Genomic DNA, 19,081 nt, shown 5'->3' with positions numbered 1-19,081 from the left:
CAAGATTTAAAAGGTGAATAGATGGAGCCGGCCAAACGCAAAGCTTCCGATGTCGGCCAGCCCGGCCGCGGACGGATTTACGAAAACTTCCTGGAGACGATCGGCAACACCCCGCTCGTCCGCGTTGCGAAATTCGCCAAGGCCCATGGCTGCGCGGCGGACCTCCTCTGCAAGCTCGAATTCTTCAACCCCCTTTCCTCGGTCAAGGACCGGATCGGGCTCGCCATGATCGAGGCGGCGGAAAGGGACGGTCGGGTCAAGCCGGGCGCCGTTTTCATCGAACCCACTTCCGGCAACACCGGAATCGCCCTGGCCTTCGTCTGCGCGGCGAAAGGGTATCGCCTCATCTTGACGATGCCGGAAAGCATGTCGATCGAGCGGCGAAAGATGCTGCAGCTTCTCGGCGCCGAGCTGGAATTGACGCCGGCGGCGAAAGGCATGAAGGGCGCCGTCGCGCGCGCCGAAGAACTGCTCGAACAAACGCCGGACATGATCATGCTGCAGCAGTTCAAGAACACGGCGAATCCCGAGATTCACCGGCAGACGACGGCGGAGGAAATCTGGCGCGACACGGAGGGCCGGGTGGACGTCGTCATCAGCGGGGTCGGCACCGGCGGCACGCTCACCGGCGTCGGCCAAGTCCTGAAGGCGCGGAAACCAAGCCTACGGATGGTCGCCGTCGAGCCGGAGGATAGCCCCATCTTAAGCGGCGGCACGCCGGGCCCGCACAAAATTCAAGGAATCGGCGCCGGCTTCGTGCCGGAAATCCTCGACGGTTCCCTGATCGATGAAGTTGTCCGGATCAGCAACGAAACCGCCTTCGCGATGGCCCGCGAGATCGCCCGGGTCGAAGGTATCCCGGTCGGGATTTCCTCCGGCGCCGCCCTCGCCGCCGGGCTCGAAGTGGGGTCGCGTCCCGAGATGAAGGGCAAGGTGATCGTCATCGTCATTCCTTCCTTCGCCGAACGCTATCTTTCGACAGCACTTTTCGAGGGGCTCTGAGGCGGAACGGCGGAACGCAAAGCATGGCCTTCACCGAACAGCAGATTCAGCGTTACGCCCGCCACATCATCCTGCCGGAGGTCGGCGCCAAGGGGCAGGAGAAGCTGTTCCGCTCGAAGGTCCTGGTGGTGGGCGCCGGCGGTCTCGGCTCGCCAAACCTGCTTTACCTTGCCGCCGCCGGGGTCGGGACGATCGGTGTCATTGACGACGACGACGTGGATCTCAGCAATCTCCAGCGGCAGATCGTTCACCCGACCGGCCGGATCGGCGAACCGAAGGTCGAAAGCGCGGCGAAGACGCTGGCGGAAATCAACCCGGAGGTCCGGGTCGTCCGCCACCGGATGCGCCTTAACGTCGAGAACGCGCTCGGGCTTTTCGCCGACTACGACCTGATCGCGGACGGCAGCGATAATTTTCCGACCCGCTTCCTGGTCAACGACGCCAGCTATTTTGCAAAAAAGCCCCTGGTGACGGCGGCGGTCCTTCGATTCGACGGGCAGCTCGCGACCTTCCGCGCCTACACGGCCGGCAATCACCCCTGCTACCGCTGCATCTTCCGTGAGCCGCCGCCGGCCGGCACGGTGCCGAATTGCGCGGAAGGCGGCGTGTTCGGAGCCATCGCCGGCGTCATGGGCACCCTGCAGGCGACGGAAGTCGTGAAAGAACTTCTCGGGATCGGCCAAAGCCTGGACGGCTTCATGCTGATTTACGACGGCCTTGGCAGCACCTTCCGCAAGATCGCCGTCAAGCGGGACAAGGGCTGCCCGCTGTGCGGGGAAGCCCCCACCCTTCGCACCCTCGAGGCGGCCGCGGCGATGTGCACCGTCTAGGACGTTTGGTTTAGGAGTCTGTCCCGATCACCCGGTCGGGGGGCGAATGACCATCCACGAACGTCTTGATATTGATGAGAACCTTCTCGCCCATGTCGAGCCGCCCTTCCAGCGTCGCCGACGCCATGTGCGGCAGCAGGACGACGTTATCCATCTTGAGCAGCTTCGGGTTGACGGCCGGCTCATGTTCGAAGACGTCGAGGCCGGCGCCGGCCAGTTCGCCGCGTTCAAGCATGCGGGTAAGCGCGTTTTCGTCCACGACTTCGCCGCGCGCGGTGTTCACGAGATAGGCGGAAGGCTGCATCAGGCTGAGACGGCGCGCCGAAAGCAGATGGTAGGTGGCCGGCGTGTGGGGGCAGGTGACGGAAACAATGTCCATATGGGCAAGCATCTGGTCCAGGCTTTCCCAATAGGTGGCATCCAGCTCGCGCTCCAGCGTCTCGGGCGCGCGGCGCAGGTTGTGGTAGTGAACGGAAAGCCCAAACCCACGGGCCCGGCGGGCGACGGCGGTGCCGACCCGGCCCATGCCGACGATGCCGAGGCGCTTGCCCCAGATCCGATGGCCCAGCATCCAGGTCGGGCTCCAGCCAGGCCACTGCCCGGAACGGATCAGGCGTTCTCCCTCGGCCAGGCGGCGCGGCACGGCAAGAATGAGGGCCATCGTCATGTCGGCCGTGTCTTCGGTCAGCACGCCCGGCGTGTTGGTGACCGTGACCCCGCGCTGGCGCGCCGAGCCTAAGTCGATATGGTCCACCCCGGCCCCGAAGGAGGCGATTAGGCGCAAATTCGGCCCGGCATGGGCCAAAATGCCCGAATCGACGCGGTCCGTCACGGTAGGCACGAGGACGTCCGCCCGCTTGACCGCGGCGATCAACTCGGCCTGGCTGAATGGATGGTTGTCGAGGTTGAGCTCGGCTCGGAAGAGTTCCATCAACCGCGTTTCGATAGCGTCCGGAAGTTTCCGGGTAACAACGACCAAGGGTTTTTTCGGGGTCATCCCGCTTTCCTCCTTCCGCGACTGCGGCCCTCCCATAGCAAGGATATTACAACCTTGTCCACCGCCTGTCCCTGCCGTCGTCCCGTCGCCGTCATTCGGGCCTTTAAAAAAACCCGGGTCTTTTCCGATGGGCCCCGCTTGACCGATGCCGCCTAGCCCTTTCTATTATATGGGGAGAAGATCGATCCCCGTTTGACAACTTCAGCGCCCTTGCCCATGCCGCCCTTACACCGGCTTCTCGTTTTCACCCTGACCCTTATGATGATGGAAATCCTCCCCTTGTTGGCCTTCGCGGCAACTGGGCTTCCCCTGCCGCGCTTCGTTAGCCTGCGCGCCTCGGAAGTGAACGTCCGCACCGGGCCAGGGGTTCGCTATCCCGTCGATTGGATTTTCCACCGCCACGGGCTTCCGGTCGAAATCGTCGCCGAATTCGACACCTGGCGGAAAATCCGCGATTCGCAAGGAACGGAGGGGTGGGTGCACCAGAGCCTGCTTTCCGGCAAGCGCGCGCTGATCGTAACCGGCGAGACGCGAAGGCTTTTCCGCAAGCCGGATACGGCCGCCGCCGTCACGGCGATGGTGGAAGCAAACGTGATGGGAGAAATTCTCTCCTGCCCGGCCAAATCCCAATGGTGCCGGATCGGCGTCGGCGATTTCGAGGGGTGGATGCAGAGAAGCGATTTCTGGGGCACTTACCCGGACGAGGAAGTCCGCTAGGCCGCGCCGTCGAAATCTTCCGAAAGGGCCGCCCGGACGTTCTCTGGCACGATGGCCATGTGCGCGTATGCCTTGTGCCCGATGCCGAGAACGACTTCCGCCGCCGGGTCCCGAAAAGCGGCAATCGCCGCCTGCGTGAACGGAAAACGCAGAAAGTGAACGGAGGACGCCCGGCCGCCTTCCGTCGAACGTTCAACGTCCGCCTCCGGCCGGGCCGCGATTTCCTCTCCGCCGGCGCGCAGAAAAACCGCGCGCTCTATGCCGCCGAGCGTGGCCAGGAATTGCCGCCGCTGTTCCGGGTTTTCGATTTCGAACATCAAGGTCGCGACTAACTCATTACCCTTCGGGATCAACGGATTATAGGCGGCAAGCTCGTCCGCAATCTGGGCCTCGCCGCCCTTCTCGATGTAGAGCATCTCGTGAATCTGCCACCACATCGTGTCGTAGTTTTCGAAGTAGAACGTCGCCGACGGCCCGACCGAAACCCGGCGCGCTTTCTTGACGGCGGAAATTTCCCGGCGGCGTTCCTTGCGAATTTTTTCGAACGCTTCCACCGGCAGGATGTCCTCGCGGCGAAGTTCGCGCGGCGTCGTCATGGCGGCGCTATCCCGTAGGCTTCGGCAAAAAGCTCGATCGGGTGAAACGCCTGGGCGTGGGCTGCGTTGTCGGGCAAGCGTTCCATCCCCTGCACGACATGGGCGCCGGCAAGCGGACATTCCGAGGCAAGGTAGGCCTTCTTCGCTTCCACGGCCTGGCGGGCGACGGGCTTGCCAACCTTGATCGCCGTTTCGAAATTTTCCTTCATCACCCCCCACGAACCGCCATGGCCGGAGCAGCGCTCGATCACGCGCACGTCCGCTTCCGGCAGAAGGCGCAGCATCTCGGCCGCCTTCTGGCCCATGTTCTGGGCCCGGGCATGGCAGGCGATGTGCAGCGCCACTCCGCCTTGCAAGGGCTTTAGGCCTTCCGCAAGCCCTTCCTTCGCGGCAAGGTCCACGACATATTCCGAAACGTCGAAGGTCGCCTCCGCCAGGCGTTTCACGTCCGCGTTGTCAGGAAGCACGAGCGGCCATTCGAATTTCAACATCAGGGCGCAAGAAGGAATGAGGGCGATGACGGCGTAGCCTTTCTCGATCCAGGGCTTCATGGCGGTGGCGACTTTCTCGGCGCGCGCCGCCACCTCTTCGAGATCGCCGTGCTCAAGCTTCGGCATGCCGCAGCAGGTGGGGTAGACGACTTCCGTCTCGACACCGTTCCGCGCCAGCACGGCGCGCGTCGCAAGGCCGATCCGCGGATGGTTGTAGTTTGCGAAACACGTTGCGTAGAGGACGGCCTTGCGGCCGAAAGCAGGCGCTTCGCGGTTGACCGCGGCAGGTTCCGACCGGGCGGCGGCGGCAAAGGTCTTGCCGTGGAATTTCGGCAGGTGCGCCTTGCGGTCAACGCCGGCCAGAAGCTCGATCGCGGCGCGGACCGGTTTGTTCTTGGTGTCCGTCGCCCAGTTGGCAAGCGGCGCCACCGGGGCGGCGAGCCGCCCGTTGCGGTCGGTCTCCGTCAGCTGGCGGGCGGCGAAGGCAACCTTCCCCTCCTGCCGCTCCATCGCCCGGTAGCGCAGCATGAGATGGGGAAAGTCGAGGTCGAACTCATGCGGTGGCACGTAGGGACACTTCGTCATGAAGCACATGTCGCAAAGCGTGCAGGCATCCGCAACGCGCTTGAAGTCCGCGTCCTTGACGCCATCGAGTTCGCCGGTGGGGCCGGTATCGATCAGGTCGAAGAGACGGGGGAAGCTGTCGCAGAGATTAAAACAGCGCCGACAGCCATGGCAGATATCGAAGACGCGGCGGCATTCCGCCTCGACCTTGGCGCGGTCCGTGAAAGCCGGGTCCTGCCAGGGAATGGGGTGGCGCATCGGCGCGCCCAAGGATCCTTCGCCTGCCATGGCTTTGCCTCCAACCTTATCCGGTGTTGGTGTCGGCCGGAACGCCCTCCCACCCTTCGGAGAAGGGTGGGAGGGCCTTCGTTACCTTTAAGCGATCCTACATCCGGGGCGCCGGTTACTGGCCCAGGCTATCCAGGGCCTTCTGGAAACGGCCGGCGTGGGACTTTTCAGCCTTCGCCAATGTTTCGAACCAGTCGGCGATTTCCTCGAAGCCTTCTCTGCGGGCGGCCTTCGCCATTCCCGGGTACATGTCCGTGTACTCGTAGGTCTCGCCGGCGATCGCCGCCTTCAAATTATCGTCGGTCTCCCCGATCGGCTTACCGGTTGCCGGGTCGCCCACTTCCTCGAGAAATTCGAGGTGGCCATGGGCGTGGCCCGTTTCACCCTCGGCGGTCGAGCGGAAGACGGCGGCGACGTCGTTGTAGCCTTCGACATCGGCCTTCTGGGCAAAGTAGAGATAACGACGGTTCGCCTGGGATTCGCCGGCAAAGGCTTCCTTCAGGTTTTCTTCGGTCTTGGTTCCTTTAAGGGATGGCATCTTGTTCCTCCATCTGGGCAGTTTCGTTCCGGGGCATGTCTTAAAAAGAAAAGCCCCACGTTCCAGGCCGGAGAGATGGGCGCTACCGCCCAGCCCCATCCAGGCCATAGATTAGAATTATTCTAATATATAGACTGGGTGACGTGACGTAAAGCGTTTTTTGCAGAAAATCTTTCGGGAAAATCCCGGAAATTTCAGTCGTCCAGGTTACCCAGATGCACGATGACATCCACCCGCTTCACGACCTTGCCAGCCGGCGGGTCCGGCAACCGGCCGAAAACCAGCCGGTCGGAAGAAATATCCCGAAGCTCGCCGTCTTCCTCGCAGAAGAAGTGATGGTGGTCGCTGATGTTCGTGTCAAAGTAGGTGCGGCCGGCCTCGACGACGACCTCGCGCAGGAGACCGACCTCCATAAATTGGTGCAGCGTGTTATAGATGGTCGCCAGCGAAACCTGGACACCGGCGGCGAGCGCTTCTCCGTGCAGCTGCTCGGCGTGCACATGACGATCCGTTCCATCGAACAGAAGCTTCGCCAGGGCCAAGCGCTGACGCGTCGGCCGCAGCGCCGATTCTTTCAGAAGATCGTATGCGTTCGCGTAAGGGCGGACGGGCGCCATGTCACTTCCCTGATTGTTCTAGAATAGAACTTAAGAATGTTTCTAATAAAATCAAGAAGAAACATTGTCTTCAACGGCTTCCCGGGGTCTTCCCTAAATCAATTTCCGGTGAGCAGGCGCTCAAACAACTCGCGGACCGTCGGGATATAGCCGTTCGCATAGAAAGGGTCGGTCTTGAACCGGAAGGCGTTGTGGCCGGCAAACATAAGCTCGTTTTGGAGATTGCCGCCATGGGCGATCTCTTGCAGCGTCTTCTGGATACAGTAGGAGCGGGGATCCGGTTTCTTGCCGGTCGTGCCGGTTTCGCTCTGGGACCAGTTGCTGAACAGGCACGCCGAAAGGCAACCCATGCAGTTCACCTGATCGGCGCGAATCTGCTTCGCCTTTTCCGGCGTGACGAAGACGAGCGTCGAATCCGGGGTGCGCAAGGCTTCCGTGAAACCTTCGGCAACCCAGCCGTCGGCCCGCGTCTTGTCGGAAGCCGTAAGGAAAACCTGCCGTTTCCGGGCGCCGACCCCGAAGGGAATCCGATGTTCGCCGACCGCCTCGACCGTGTAGGCAATCTGGCGGGCGGAACGTTCCTTCAACTCCTGCAGGAAGCCATTGTTGACGCAGGACGAATAGAAGCCGGTCGGGCTGAAACGGTTGAGCTGGACATCGCCTTCGTTCAATTCGATGAGTTTGCGCTTCCATGGCTCCGGAATCGGGCTTTCCTGGGTCAGCAGCGGCCGGGTTCCTAACTGGAAACAGATCGGTCCCAACTCTGGGTTGTCGATCCAGTTTTCCCATTCCCGCAAATACCAGACCCCGCCGGCCATGACGATCGGGGTTTCGCCGAGCCCGAACTCGCGCATCATCTCGCGCATGGCGCGTACGCGCGGGTAGGGGTCTTCCGGCCTTTGCGGGTCCTCGCTGTTGCTCAAGCCGTTGTGGCCGCCGGCCAGCCACGGATCTTCGTAGACAACGGCACCGAGAAAATCCGCGAATTTGTGATAGGCACGTTTCCAAAGCGCTCGAAAGGCGCGCGCCGAGGAAACGATCGGGTAACAGTAGACTCGGTAACGCGCGCAGACTTCCGCCAGGCGGTAAGGCATGCCCGCCCCACACGTCACGCCGTGCACCAGGCCCATGGCGCCCTCGAGGATGCCGCGCAGAACGGTTTCCGCGGCCCCCATTTCCCACAGGACATTGACGTGGAGCCGGCCCTGTCCGTTCGACATTTCATGGGCTATGCGCGCCTGGGTGATACCGCCCAGGATGGATTGCTCGATCAGTTCCTGATGGCGTTCGCGGCGGTTGCGGCCCTTGTAGATATAAGGAATGGGCTTGCCGTCGGCGGCAAAGCTATCCGCGTTGACGCCGGAGAAGGTGCCGATGCCGCCCATCGCCGCCCAAGCACCAGAGCTGCGGCCGTTCGAGATGGAAATGCCCTTCCCTCCCTCGACGAGGGGGATCACTTCTTTACCGGAAAGGAAAAGGGGGTTTAGGGTTTTCACGAAGCGCTCTCCCCGCCTTGCGGTTGCCAATCGGCACGCCGATTCCCCAACCCCTTGCATATAGACAAGGAAAACCCGAAAACCAGCTGTAGATTCACAAATAAAATCAAGTGGTTTTCCATGATTTTCGGGGGCTGGCGGGGGGCTGGCCTAGCCGGCGGAAGCCGTTTCCTCCGCCTTCTGGATGTCTTCGCCGGTTTCCTGATCGACCGCCCGCATGCTGAGCTTCACCTTGCCCCGGTCATCGATCGCCAGCACCTTCACCTTCACCGCGTCGCCTTCCTTGACGACGTCCGTCACCTTGCCGACGCGACGCGGTGCCAGTTCGCTGATGTGGACAAGCCCGTCGCGCGCGCCCAGGAAATTCACGAAGGCGCCGAAGTCGACGGTTTTTACGACCTTGCCGGTGTAGATGTGGCCGATTTCCGGCTCGGCTACGATGCCCCGGATCCATTCGATCGCCGCCGTGGCCGATTCGTTGTTCACCGCGGCGACTTTGATGGTGCCGTCGTCTTCAATGTCAATCTTGGCGCCCGTCGTTTCGCAGATCTCGCGAATGACCTTGCCGCCCGTGCCGATGACTTCGCGAATTTTGTCTTTCGGAATCGTGAGCACCGTGATGCGCGGCGCGTGGCTGCTTACGGCATCGCGCGAACCGGACAGGGCCTTCGTCATCTCGTTTAAGATATGCAGCCGCCCCTCGCGGGCTTGGGCGAGCGCCGTCTGCATGATCTCTTCCGTGATGCCGGTGATCTTGATGTCCATCTGCAGCGCCGTAATGCCCTGCTCGGTGCCGGCCACCTTGAAATCCATATCGCCCAAATGGTCCTCGTCGCCGAGAATATCGGAGAGAACAACCACGCCGGAGTCTTCCTTGATAAGCCCCATGGCGATACCGGCGATCGGCCGCGTCAGTGGAACGCCGGCGTCCATCAACGCAAGCGAGGCTCCGCAAACCGTCGCCATCGAGGAAGAGCCGTTCGATTCGGTGATCTCGGAGACGACCCGCATCGTGTAGGGAAAATCCTCCTTTTTCGGCAGCAGCGCCCGCAGCGCCCGCCAGGCAAGCTTGCCGTGGCCGATCTCGCGACGGCCGGTGAAGCCGACGCGGCCGGCTTCGCCGACGGAATAGGGAGGGAAATTGTAATGCAGCATGAAATGTTCGTGGTATTCGCCGTCAAGGGCGTCCACGAACTGCTCGTCCTGGCCGGTGCCAAGGGTGGCGACGACCAGGGCCTGGGTTTCGCCCCGGGTGAAAAGGGCGCTGCCATGCGCGCGAGCCAGCACGCCGACTTCGCCGAAGATGGGACGAATCGTCCGAGTATCCCGCCCGTCTATCCGGCGCCCGGTCTCGAGAATCGCGTGGCGGACGATGGCCTTTTCGACTTTCTTCGTCGCATTGAGGATCGCGGTCTCGCCGAGTTCCTCTGTCGCAAGCGTTTCAACGAGGCCCCGGCGGACATCGGCCAGGCGCTCGACGCGGGCCTGTTTCTCCGTGATCTTGTAGGCCTCCTGCAAGCCCTTCGTCGCCTTCCCGCTCACGGCCTTCGCCACCGCTTCGACCGACTGGGCGGGCTTTGCTATCTCCCATGGCTTCTTGCCGCAGGCCTTCGCCATTTCCGAGATCGCCTCGATGACCGCCTGGAATTCCCGATGGCCGAACATGACGGCCTCCAGCATGACGTCCTCGGAAAGCTCGCTGGCCTCCGATTCGACCATCAGCACGCCGTCCCTGGTGCCGGCCACGACGAGGTTCAAAGTCGAGTTCACCATTTCGTCGAGCTGGGGGTTGAGGACGTGGCGCCCGTCGATATAGCCAACCCGGGCACCCGCGATGGGCCCGCGGAAAGGCAGACCGGAGATCGCAAGCGCGGCCGAGGCGCCAACCATCGACACGATGTCCGGATCGTTCTCGAGGTCGTGACTCAACACCGTGCAGATCACTTGCACTTCGTTATGAAAATTGTCCGGGAAAAGCGGCCGGATCGGCCGATCAATCAAACGGGAGACCAGGGTTTCTTTCTCGCTGGGCCGGCCTTCCCGCTTGAAGAAGCCGCCAGGGATTTTTCCGGCGGCGTAGGTTCTTTCGAAATAGTTTACCGTAAGGGGGAGAAAATCAATGCCTTCTTTCGCCGTTTTCTGACCGACGACGGTGCACAGGACCGACGTCTCGCCGTAACTCGCGAGCACCGCGCCGTCCGCCTGCCTTGCCATTCTTCCCGATTCCAGAACAAGCTTCCGCTTTCCCCACAGAATTTCCTTACGCGTAATATCAAACATTCTTCTTTCTTCCTTCCATCCAACAACCTGCGGCGCCCTACGCCGCGGCTCGTCCGCGTTGACACACACCTCCGCCAGGCGAGCCCATCCCCGCCAAGGCGCATCGGTCTTGTTACTTCCTCAAACCAAGCCGCTTAAGGATATTTTCGTACCTGCTCGCATCCGTCTTCTGAAGATAGTCAAGAAGCCGGCGCCTCTGGCTGACCATCTTCAGCAGGCCGCGGCGGGAATGAACGTCTTTGCCATGGCCCTTGAGATGCTCGGTCAGGTTGCCGATTCGCTCGCTCAGAATCGCGACCTGCACCTCGGGCGAGCCGGTGTCGCCTTCTTTCAAGGCATATTCTTTTATAAGGATTGTCTTCTTCTCGGCCGTAATCGACATCGTAATTCACCCTACAAATTCAACACACGTAATGCGCGGAGCTTGCCGCCCGCCAGCCGCGCCACCGCGACCGGTCGACCTTCCGACATAGCGCAAACCAGCGTCTCCTCCTGCTCGGAGCCCGCCGCCCGCACATGCGCCTGCCGGTGGTGGTGGTCGTCGCCAAGCATCGGGATGATTTGTCCATGCCGAAGCCGGGCAGCTTCTTCTTCCGTCAAGGCCAGAGCCGGGATGTCGTCCAGCCCGGTCTCAACCGGCAGAAGATGCTTCGCAAGCACGGCATCATGCCCGAGGGAAGTCAGATAATCCAGCGAAATTGCTTGGTTTTCGGTGAAAGGACCGACCGCCAGGCGGCGCAATTCGGCGATACAGCCAAGCGTGCCAAGGGTTACGCCCAAGTCGCGCGCCAGGCTCCGCACATAGGTTCCCTTGCCGCACACCACCTCGAAAAGGGCATGATCCCTGTCCGGCAGGCCCTCAAGGCTCAAGCGATGGACAACGACGCCCCGCGGGGCTAGTTCGAGCGATTCGCCGGCCCGGGCCCGGGCATAGGCCCTTCTCCCCGCCACCTGGATCGCCGAATAGGCGGGGGGCACCTGCGCGATGGCGCCGGTGAAGGTGGCGAGAGCGGCGCGGATTGCCTCGGCTGTCGGCCGGACGGCGCTGTCGCCCAAGAGCTCGCCCGTGACATCGTCCGTCGCCCGCGCCTCGCCCCAGCGCACCACGAAGCGGTAGGTCTTGCGACGCTCCATCGCATAGGCCACCGTCTTTGTCGCCTCGCCGAAGGCAATGGGCAGGATGCCGGTCGCCAGCGGGTCGAGCGTACCGCCGTGGCCGGCCTTCGCGGCGTCGAGATGCCGGCGCACGATCGCGACCACCTTGGCCGACGTCAGGGCCGGCGGCTTGTCGAGAACCAGCCAGCCGTGAATGGGCGTTCCCTTGCGTTTACGCGCCATCCTTCCGTTTCCGGACCGGCTCGGCGGGGGCAAGATCGCGCGCCACCTCCGGCCGGTTGAGCAGCCCCTCGACCCGTTCGACGGCGGCAAAGGAGAGGTCCGGCTCGAAAATGAGCGTCGGCATGTAGCGAAGCCGAACATGGTGGGATAACTGGCCGCGCAGATAAGGCGCCGCCCGGCGCAGGGCCTCGATGACAGGCTCCATGCCGGCGCCGCCCAAAGGGGTCACGAAAACAACCGCCTGGCGGAGATCCGGCGTCACGCGAACCTCCGTCACCGTGATCGACGTCGCAACCAGCGCGGGGTCGCGGAAGTGGCCGCGTTCGAGAATCTGGGCGAGCGCATGCCGGAGCTCCTCGCCGACGCGAAGCTGCCGCTGGGAAGGGGCCTTGCCCCGGGAAGACGTCATGACGTTTCTTCCGTCCTGTCGAAATACGCGAAGAAACCCGCCTACAGCTTCGCCGCCGTCTCCACGACATCGAAGCATTCAACCGTATCGCCAACCCGGAGGTCCTGGTAATTCTCGAAGGCCATGCCGCAATCGTTGCCTTCGCGGACTTCCCTGACTTCGTCCTTGAAGCGCTTGAGGCTGCTCAGCTTGCCTTCATGAACGACGACGCTGTCGCGCAGAAGCCGTACGCCCGCACCGCGGCGGACGAGACCATCCGTCACCATGCACCCCGCGATCTTGCCGACCTTCGAAATATCGAAGACTTCGCGAATCTCGGCGTTGCCGAGGTAACTCTCGCGGCGAATCGGCGACAGCATCCCCTCAAGCCCCGCCTTCATGTCGCGTGTGACGTCGTAGATGATGGAGTAATAGCGAATGTCCACCCCGTCCCGCCGCGCAAGCTCGCGAGCCTGCGGATTTGTGCGCACGTTAAAGCCGATGATGAGCGCGTTCGACGCCCTCGCAAGCGTCACGTCCGATTCATTGATGCCGCCCACGCCCGAATGAAGCACGACGACGGAAACCTCTTCGCTTTCCCCGGACAGTTTTTCAAGGCTGCTGACGATCGCCTCCACCGAGCCCTGCACGTCGCCCTTGACGATGATGGGAAGCTCCTTCGCGGCGCCGCTTGCGATCTTCGCAAGCATTTGTTCGAGGGTGCCGCGGGTCTTCGCCGCGGCGGCGACCGAGCGTTCCCGGCGTTTGCGGTAGGCGACGATTTCACGTGCGCGCGCCTCGTTTTCAACGGCGACGAATTCATCGCCGGCGAGCGGCACGCCGTTCAGGCCAAGAACTTCGGCCGGCATCGAGGGCTTCACCTCGTCAATCGCCTGGCCCTTGTCGTCGATCAGCGCGCGGACACGCCCCCATTCGCTGCCGGCGACGAAAATGTCGCCGACGCGGAGCGTGCCGCGCTGGACGAGCAGCGTCGTCACCACGCCGCGGCCGCGGTCGAGTTTTGCCTCGACGACGATGCCTTCCGCCTTGCGGTTCGGGTTTGCCTTAAGGTCGAGAATCTCCGCCTGAAGAAGGATTGCTTCTTCCAGTTTGTCCAGGTTCTGGCCGGTCTTCGCCGAAACCTCGATGGCAAGCACGTCCCCGCTCATGGATTCGACAACGATTTCATGCTGGAGAAGCTCCGTCCGAATCCGCTCCGGGTTGGCTTCCGGTTTGTCGATCTTGTTGATCGCGACAAGGATCGGCACCTGGGCCGCCTTGGCGTGGTGAATGGCTTCGATCGTCTGCGGCATGATCCCGTCGTCGGCGGCAACCACCAGGACGACGATGTCGGTGGCTCTGGCGCCGCGCGAGCGCATGGCCGAGAAGGCTTCGTGGCCCGGCGTGTCGAGGAAGGTGATTCGGTTCCCGGACTGAAGCTGCACCTGATAGGCGCCGATATGCTGGGTGATGCCGCCCGCTTCGTGGCTGGCGACGTTCGTCTTGCGAAGCGCGTCCAAAAGCGAAGTCTTCCCGTGATCGACATGGCCCATGACGGTCACGACTGGCGCCCGTGGCACGAGCGTTTCCTCGTCGTCCGGCGCGGTCTTTAAGCCGACTTCCACGTCCGCTTCGCTGACGCGCTTGCTCCGGTGGCCGAATTCCGTGACGATGAGTTCCGCCGTGTCGCCGTCAATCGCCTGGTTGACGGTCGCCATCACGTCCATTTTCATCAGCGCCTTGATGACGTCGATGGCGCGCGCCGCCATCCGGTTCGAAAGCTCCTGCACCGTGATTGTTTCCGGGATGATAACATCCCGGATGATCTTGCCGTCTTCTTCGGTCTCGCTGCTTTTTCGCTTTTCGCGCTCGCGCGCACGGCGCACCGAGGCAAGGCTGCGAATGCGCTCTTCTTCGTTGAGCGCTTCCGCGACCCGCATCTTGCCGGCGCGGCGGCGCGGCTCCAAGCGGCTTACCGGCGGCAAGCGTTTCGGCGCCGCCTTCTTTCCCACCCGGCCTTCCTTCTCGCGGATGCGGGCGGCGGCGGCGGAAAGCGCATCGCTTTCCTCCTCGCTTTCGAGTTTGGCCCGGCCGCCCTTCTGGCGCTCGGCGGCGCGGCCCCGCGGCGGGGCGGGCGGCGCCTTGGCGGTAAGCGCCTCGGCGGGCGGAAGCGTCCCCTCCGGTTCCAGGACAAGGGCTTTTATCTCGCCGCTCGGCGGCGTTTCCTCCGCTTCCGTAACGGGGAGCGGGGCCACCTCTCCTTCCGAGGCGCTTTCGAGGGCGCGGGCGCGGGCCTTGCGCTCCTCCTCCGTCAGCCGTACAGCGGCCGCCGTCTCGCTTTCGTCCACCGGGGGGGAAGAAGGGTGCGCCTCCGCCACGTGCTTGACTTCCGTCATGCCGCCGCGGGCGTCTTTCGAGAAGGTGCGCTTCTTGCGCACCTCGACGGTCACCGCCTTCGTCCGGCCGTGCGAGAAGCTCTGCCTTACCTGGCCAACCTTGACGGTTTTATTCAGTTCCAGCCGTCCAGGGCGGCGAAGCGAGAGCTTCTTCCCTTCCTTCTCTTCCGTTTCGTTCATTTCCGTCATTAAAATCGGCCGTTCTTTTCTTTCTATATTCTTTCTATACGCCGTTCTTCTCTTGCCAAGCGGGCGCGCCCGAAATCATACCCTTCCCTACCGGAAGCCACAAACCGCGCGCCCAAGGCATCTACCGCAAAACCGAAAGGGTTAAGTGTTTTCCTCTTTTGCTTTGCTCGCCTGCCCTTCCTCGGCGTCCGCCCCCGCGGCAGGCGAAGCCGATGCTGTCTCTTCTGTCACTTCTTCCGGGAACCAGTGGGCGCGCGCCGCCAGGATGATGGCGTCCGCTTCGCTGACGCTAAGCTGGGCGTGGCCCACGACGTCGCGAAGTTCATCGCTGGCAAGATCCGCCAGATTATCGAGGGTCTGGATGCCTTTTTCGCCGAGCTTGACGAGCAAGGTGGGGTTTAAGCCTTCAACGACCGCCACTTCGTCCGTCACGCCAAGTTCCTTCCGCCGGGCGGTCAGGCGTTCGTTCTGGCCTTCGATGTAAGCCCGTGCGCGATCGCGCAGTTCCGTCGCAACCCCCTCGTCGAAGCCTTCGATCTCGGCGAGGTCCTCGGTCGGCACGAAGGCAACCTCTTCGACGGTGGAGAAGCCTTCCGTCACCAGAAGATGCGCGATGACTTCGTCTACATCGAGCGCTTCCGTGAATTTTTGCGAGCGGTTGCGGAATTCCTCGGTCCGGCGCTCGGATTCCTCCGCCTCGGTCAGGATGTCAATGTCCCAGCCGGTGAGTTGAGAGGCAAGACGCACGTTTTGGCCGCGCCGCCCGATGGCGAGACTCAACTGATCGTCCGGGACAACCACTTCGATCCGGTGCTGTTCTTCGTCCAGCACCACCTTCGTCACTTCCGCCGGCGCCATCGCATTCACGATGAACGTCGCCGGGTCCGGCGACCATTGGATGATGTCGATCTTTTCGCCCTGCAGCTCGCTCACGACCGCCTGAACGCGGCTGCCGCGCATGCCGACGCAGGCGCCGACCGGATCGATCGATGAATCGTTCGAAAGAACGCCGATTTTCGCCCGGCTGCCGGGGTCGCGCGCCACCGCCTTGATCTCGATGATGCCGTCATAGATTTCCGGCACTTCCTGGGTAAAGAGTTTCGCCATGAACTGGGGATGCGTGCGCGAAAGAAAAATCTGCGGGCCACGCAGTTCCTTGCGCACGTCGTAGATATAGGCCCGCACGCGGTTGCCGTTGTGAAAAACTTCCCGCGGCAGCGTTTCGTCCCGGCGCAGCAGGGCTTCCGCCCGCCCCATATCCACGATCAGGTGGTTGCCGAACTCGCTGCGCTTGACGATACCGTTGACGATTTCACCGACGCGGTCCTTGTATTCCTCATACTGGCGTTCGCGCTCCGCTTCCCGCACCCTCTGCACGATGACCTGCTTGGCGGTCTGGGCGGCGATCCGGCCGAAGTCGATCGGCGGCAACGGCTCGACCAGGAACTCGCCGATTTCGGCGTCGGGCTTTTGTTTGCGCGCCGTGTCCAGCGTCATCTGCGTGACTTCGTTCTCCACCCCCTCGACGACCTCGATGTAGCGCGCGAGATGAATGGAGCCGTTCTTGCGATTGACCGTCGCGCGGATGTCGTGCTCGTGACCATACTTCGAACGGCCGGCCTTCTGGATAGCCTGCTCCATTGCCACCAGGACCTCTTCGGGCTGGATGCCTTTGTCTCGAGCAACGCTCTCCGCAACCTGCAGAAGCTCCGGTCTTGGTTCCGTTGCGGTCTCAGCTGCTATGGCCATGTCCACGCCTCATGGTTTTGTCTTCCTTGCAATTAATTCATCGGTCAGAACAAGTTTTGCGCGCCGGATCTCGTCGAAATCAAGCGCCACGACTTCCCCGTCATGTTCCACGCGGACGGTGTCGCCGTCGAGGCCCAGGAGCTTCCCCTGGAACCGCTTGCGCCCGCCGACCGGCCGCGCAGCTTCCAGCTTCACAAGTTCACCGGCGAACCGGGAGAAGTCCTTCCGCCGCACGAGCGGCCGATCGATGCCTGGCGAGCTCACCTCCAGATGGTAGGCGCCCGTGATTGGGTCCTCGACATCGAGAAGAGCCGAGATCGTCCGGCTCACTTCAGCGCAGTCTTCGATCGTGACGTCCGTTCCGTCGGCGCGCTCCGTCATCACCTGCAACGTCGGCGCGCGGCCACCGGTAAGAAGCACGCGGACAATCTCAAAGCCCATTGCCTCCAACGGCGGTGTGATCATCCTCAAGATCGGCTCTTCCAGTTTTGGCGAGCGCTCTCGCATCCGGCCCTCCCCTTTCGCCCACTCCGGCATTCCGTAACAAAAAAGGCGGGCCGTTGGCCCACCCCTTTTATCGTCTGAAGCTTTTCAGGCTTAGGGAATTTTTCTTTAAAATAGAAAGACTCCGCGGTTTCTTCAACCCTTTTTCTAAGCCCTGGCCGGCGCGGCGGCCAGGCGGCGGAAGCGCAAATAGGCCGCCCGCCGCCCTGCTTGTGCCGCTTTCGCCTCGTAGCGGGTCGCCGGCCAGTCGGCGGGACGCTGCCGGAAGGCCCCGGGGCCCTTCGCTTCCCAGGCAAAGTCCGGATGGGCGAGGGCGTGCCGCAGCATCCATCGGACATAGTCCGGGTCGTCGGTGGCAAGCCGGAGTTCGGCCCCTTCCCGCATGACGCGCGCAAGGACGTCCAGGTTCTCCGGCGTGACGAAACGCCGCTTGTGGTGACGCTTCTTCGGCCACGGGTCCGGAAATAAGAGGAAAACGCGGCCCACGGAACCGGTCGGCAGGGCGGCGAGAAGAAGCCTGGCGTCGTCCGGAAAAATGCGGACGTTTTGCAAGGCGCCTTCCTCGATCTGCTTCAAAAGCCCGGCAATGCCGTTCACGAAAGGCTCGCAGCCGAGAAAGCCTATCTCCGGGTGCGCCCGCGCCTGCCACGCCAGATGCTCGCCGGCGCCGAAGCCGATCTCGAGCCATATCTCGGCCGGCCGGGCATGGAACAGGCGTTCGGGTTCGAGCAAGTCGCCTTCCCGGGGAAGATGCACGGCAAGGCCCGGCAGCAGACGTTCGAACCTGGCCTTCTGGACCTGGCGCAAGCGATGGCCGTGCCGCCTGCCGTACAGAATGCGCTTCCGTGGCGGCGGGCCGTCGGCCATTCCCACCCCTTTTTGTTTATTTAAAGGCGGCCCTGAGTTCGTCAACGAGGTCGAGCCGCTCCCAGGAAAACCCGCCGTCCGCTTCCGGCGCGCGGCCGAAATGGCCGTAGGCCGCCGTCCGCTCGTAGATCGGGCGGTTGAGTTTCAGATGCTCGCGGATGCCGCGCGGGGAGAGGTCAACCAGATCGCAAAGCACGTCGGAAAGAATGCTTTCGTCGGCAAGGCCGGTGCCGTGCGTGTCGATATAAACCGCGAGCGGCTTCGACACGCCGATCGCATAGGCCAGCTGGATCGTGCAGCGATCGGCCAGCCCAGCCGCGACGACGTTCTTCGCAAGGTAGCGCGCCGCATAGGCCGCCGAGCGGTCGACCTTCGACGGGTCCTTGCCGGAAAAAGCGCCCCCGCCATGGGGAGCGGCACCGCCATAGGTGTCCACGATGATCTTGCGGCCGGTTACGCCGGCATCGCCGTGCGGCCCGCCGACAACGAAACGGCCCGTCGGATTCACGTAGAAATTTTCGTCGTCGCACATCCAGCCTGCGGGCAGTGCCTTCTCGACATAGGGGCGGACGATCCGCCGGACGTCGTCCTGGCTAAGTTCCGGCGCGTGCTGGGTTGAAACGACGATCGAGGTCGCGCGCACCGGGGAACCGTCCAAATAGGCGAGCGTGACCTGGCTTTTCGAATCCGGACGCAGGCCCGGCTCCTTGCCGCTGTGGCGGACGTCCGCGAGGGCGCGCAGGATGGCGTGGGCGTAGTAGATGGGGGCCGGCATCAGGACGTCGGTTTCACGGCAGGCATAGCCGAACATGATGCCCTGGTCGCCCGCACCCTCGTCCTTGTTGCCTTTCGCATCCACGCCAAGCGCGATGTCTTCGGACTGGTTGTGGACATAGACGGACACTTCCGCCTCTTGCCAGTGGAAGCTTTCCTGATCGTAACCGATGGCGCGAACCGTTTGGCGGGCAACGTCTTCGAGCGTCTGGGGGGTGATCGCCGCGGGCCCGCGGACCTCGCCGGCGAGGACAATCCGGTTCGTCGTCACCAGGGTTTCGACGGCGACGCGCGCTTGCGGTTCGGCGGCCAGGAACGTGTCGACGATGGCGTCCGAGATGCGATCGCACACCTTGTCGGGATGACCCTCCGACACGGACTCACTGGTGAATAGATATTCGCCCTTTCGCAAAAGGCTTCCTCCCGGTTCGAGATTTTGCCGCACGGGAACGGCGGCGGC

The 19,081-nt window shown here is 62.9% G+C and carries 18 protein-coding genes; 3 read left to right on the top strand and 15 right to left on the bottom strand.

Annotated features, from left to right (window positions below; translation table 11 throughout):
* Positions 1 to 21: 21 nt before the first annotated feature.
* A complete protein-coding gene (gene cysK / locus AB1781_05840; GenBank protein MEW5704094.1) occupies positions 22 to 1,002 on the top strand; it encodes a cysteine synthase A in 981 nt (326 codons plus the stop codon).
* A 23-nt stretch (positions 1,003 to 1,025) separates the two neighbouring features.
* Complete coding sequence (gene moeB / locus AB1781_05835; protein ID MEW5704093.1) at positions 1,026 to 1,832, top strand: molybdopterin-synthase adenylyltransferase MoeB; 807 nt, start codon at positions 1,026 to 1,028, stop codon at positions 1,830 to 1,832.
* A 10-nt stretch (positions 1,833 to 1,842) separates the two neighbouring features.
* Here moeB and AB1781_05830 read toward each other — a convergent pair whose 3' ends face one another.
* Entirely contained in the window at positions 1,843 to 2,829 is a 987-nt protein-coding gene (locus tag AB1781_05830) for a D-glycerate dehydrogenase (GenBank protein MEW5704092.1), read from the bottom strand.
* Positions 2,830 to 3,045: 216 nt separating this feature from the next.
* On the opposite strand from AB1781_05830, the gene AB1781_05825 reads away from it, so the two are divergent.
* Positions 3,046 to 3,546 carry an SH3 domain-containing protein gene (locus AB1781_05825; protein MEW5704091.1) on the top strand — a complete coding sequence of 167 codons (501 nt, stop codon included), beginning with the start codon at positions 3,046 to 3,048 and terminating at the stop codon, positions 3,544 to 3,546.
* Here AB1781_05825 and AB1781_05820 read toward each other — a convergent pair.
* The 14 genes from AB1781_05820 to metK all read right to left on the bottom strand — a co-directional run bounded on the left by AB1781_05820 (position 3,543) and on the right by metK (position 19,033).
* Positions 3,543 to 4,142, bottom strand: a complete 600-nt coding sequence (locus tag AB1781_05820) for a DUF3501 family protein (protein MEW5704090.1) — start codon at positions 4,140 to 4,142, stop codon at positions 3,543 to 3,545. The two genes, AB1781_05825 and AB1781_05820, sit on opposite strands and share 4 nt — an antisense overlap.
* Positions 4,139 to 5,485, bottom strand: coding sequence for a heterodisulfide reductase-related iron-sulfur binding cluster (locus AB1781_05815; GenBank protein MEW5704089.1), 1,347 nt, complete (start codon positions 5,483 to 5,485; stop codon positions 4,139 to 4,141). Before AB1781_05815 ends, AB1781_05820 begins: the two co-directional genes overlap by 4 nt.
* Positions 5,486 to 5,600: 115 nt before the next feature.
* Positions 5,601 to 6,023 carry a rubrerythrin family protein gene (locus AB1781_05810; GenBank protein ID MEW5704088.1) on the bottom strand — a complete coding sequence of 141 codons (423 nt, stop codon included), beginning with the start codon at positions 6,021 to 6,023 and terminating at the stop codon, positions 5,601 to 5,603.
* A 194-nt stretch (positions 6,024 to 6,217) separates the two neighbouring features.
* Complete coding sequence (gene irrA, locus AB1781_05805; GenBank protein ID MEW5704087.1) at positions 6,218 to 6,640, bottom strand: iron response transcriptional regulator IrrA; 423 nt, start codon at positions 6,638 to 6,640, stop codon at positions 6,218 to 6,220.
* A gap of 98 nt (positions 6,641 to 6,738) precedes the next feature.
* On the bottom strand, positions 6,739 to 8,136 hold the full coding sequence (locus AB1781_05800; GenBank protein ID MEW5704086.1) for a nitronate monooxygenase: 1,398 nt from the start codon (positions 8,134 to 8,136) through the stop codon (positions 6,739 to 6,741).
* A 150-nt stretch (positions 8,137 to 8,286) separates the two neighbouring features.
* Positions 8,287 to 10,416, bottom strand: coding sequence for a polyribonucleotide nucleotidyltransferase (pnp, locus tag AB1781_05795; protein ID MEW5704085.1), 2,130 nt, complete (start codon positions 10,414 to 10,416; stop codon positions 8,287 to 8,289).
* Positions 10,417 to 10,528: 112 nt separating this feature from the next.
* Positions 10,529 to 10,798, bottom strand: a complete 270-nt coding sequence (gene rpsO / locus AB1781_05790; protein ID MEW5704084.1) for a 30S ribosomal protein S15 — start codon at positions 10,796 to 10,798, stop codon at positions 10,529 to 10,531.
* Positions 10,799 to 10,809: 11 nt separating this feature from the next.
* Positions 10,810 to 11,754, bottom strand: a complete 945-nt coding sequence (truB, locus tag AB1781_05785) for a tRNA pseudouridine(55) synthase TruB (protein MEW5704083.1) — start codon at positions 11,752 to 11,754, stop codon at positions 10,810 to 10,812.
* Positions 11,744 to 12,163: a 30S ribosome-binding factor RbfA gene (gene rbfA, locus AB1781_05780; GenBank protein MEW5704082.1), complete on the bottom strand. Its 420-nt coding sequence runs from the start codon at positions 12,161 to 12,163 to the stop codon at positions 11,744 to 11,746. Before rbfA ends, truB begins: the two co-directional genes overlap by 11 nt.
* Before the next feature lie 41 nt (positions 12,164 to 12,204).
* Positions 12,205 to 14,727 carry a translation initiation factor IF-2 gene (gene infB, locus AB1781_05775; protein ID MEW5704081.1) on the bottom strand — a complete coding sequence of 841 codons (2,523 nt, stop codon included), beginning with the start codon at positions 14,725 to 14,727 and terminating at the stop codon, positions 12,205 to 12,207.
* A gap of 141 nt (positions 14,728 to 14,868) precedes the next feature.
* Positions 14,869 to 16,476 (bottom strand): transcription termination factor NusA, encoded by a 1,608-nt coding sequence (gene nusA / locus AB1781_05770; GenBank protein MEW5704080.1) that lies wholly within the window; start codon positions 16,474 to 16,476, stop codon positions 14,869 to 14,871.
* 9 nt (positions 16,477 to 16,485) lie between these two features.
* Positions 16,486 to 16,983: a ribosome maturation factor RimP gene (gene rimP / locus AB1781_05765; GenBank protein MEW5704079.1), complete on the bottom strand. Its 498-nt coding sequence runs from the start codon at positions 16,981 to 16,983 to the stop codon at positions 16,486 to 16,488.
* A gap of 144 nt (positions 16,984 to 17,127) precedes the next feature.
* Positions 17,128 to 17,847: a tRNA (guanosine(46)-N7)-methyltransferase TrmB gene (gene trmB, locus AB1781_05760; GenBank protein ID MEW5704078.1), complete on the bottom strand. Its 720-nt coding sequence runs from the start codon at positions 17,845 to 17,847 to the stop codon at positions 17,128 to 17,130.
* Between the two features lie 16 nt (positions 17,848 to 17,863).
* The gene (gene metK, locus AB1781_05755) at positions 17,864 to 19,033 is read right to left on the bottom strand and encodes a methionine adenosyltransferase (GenBank protein ID MEW5704077.1); all 1,170 of its coding nucleotides are present in this window, start codon (positions 19,031 to 19,033) and stop codon (positions 17,864 to 17,866) included.
* Positions 19,034 to 19,081: the final 48 nt, after the last annotated feature.

Source organism: Pseudomonadota bacterium (genome assembly GCA_040752895.1).
In the GTDB taxonomy this organism is placed as follows: domain Bacteria; phylum Pseudomonadota; class Alphaproteobacteria.
The sequence above is the reverse complement of the archived record's forward strand: the minus strand, read 5'-3'. Positions and strand labels throughout refer to the sequence as shown.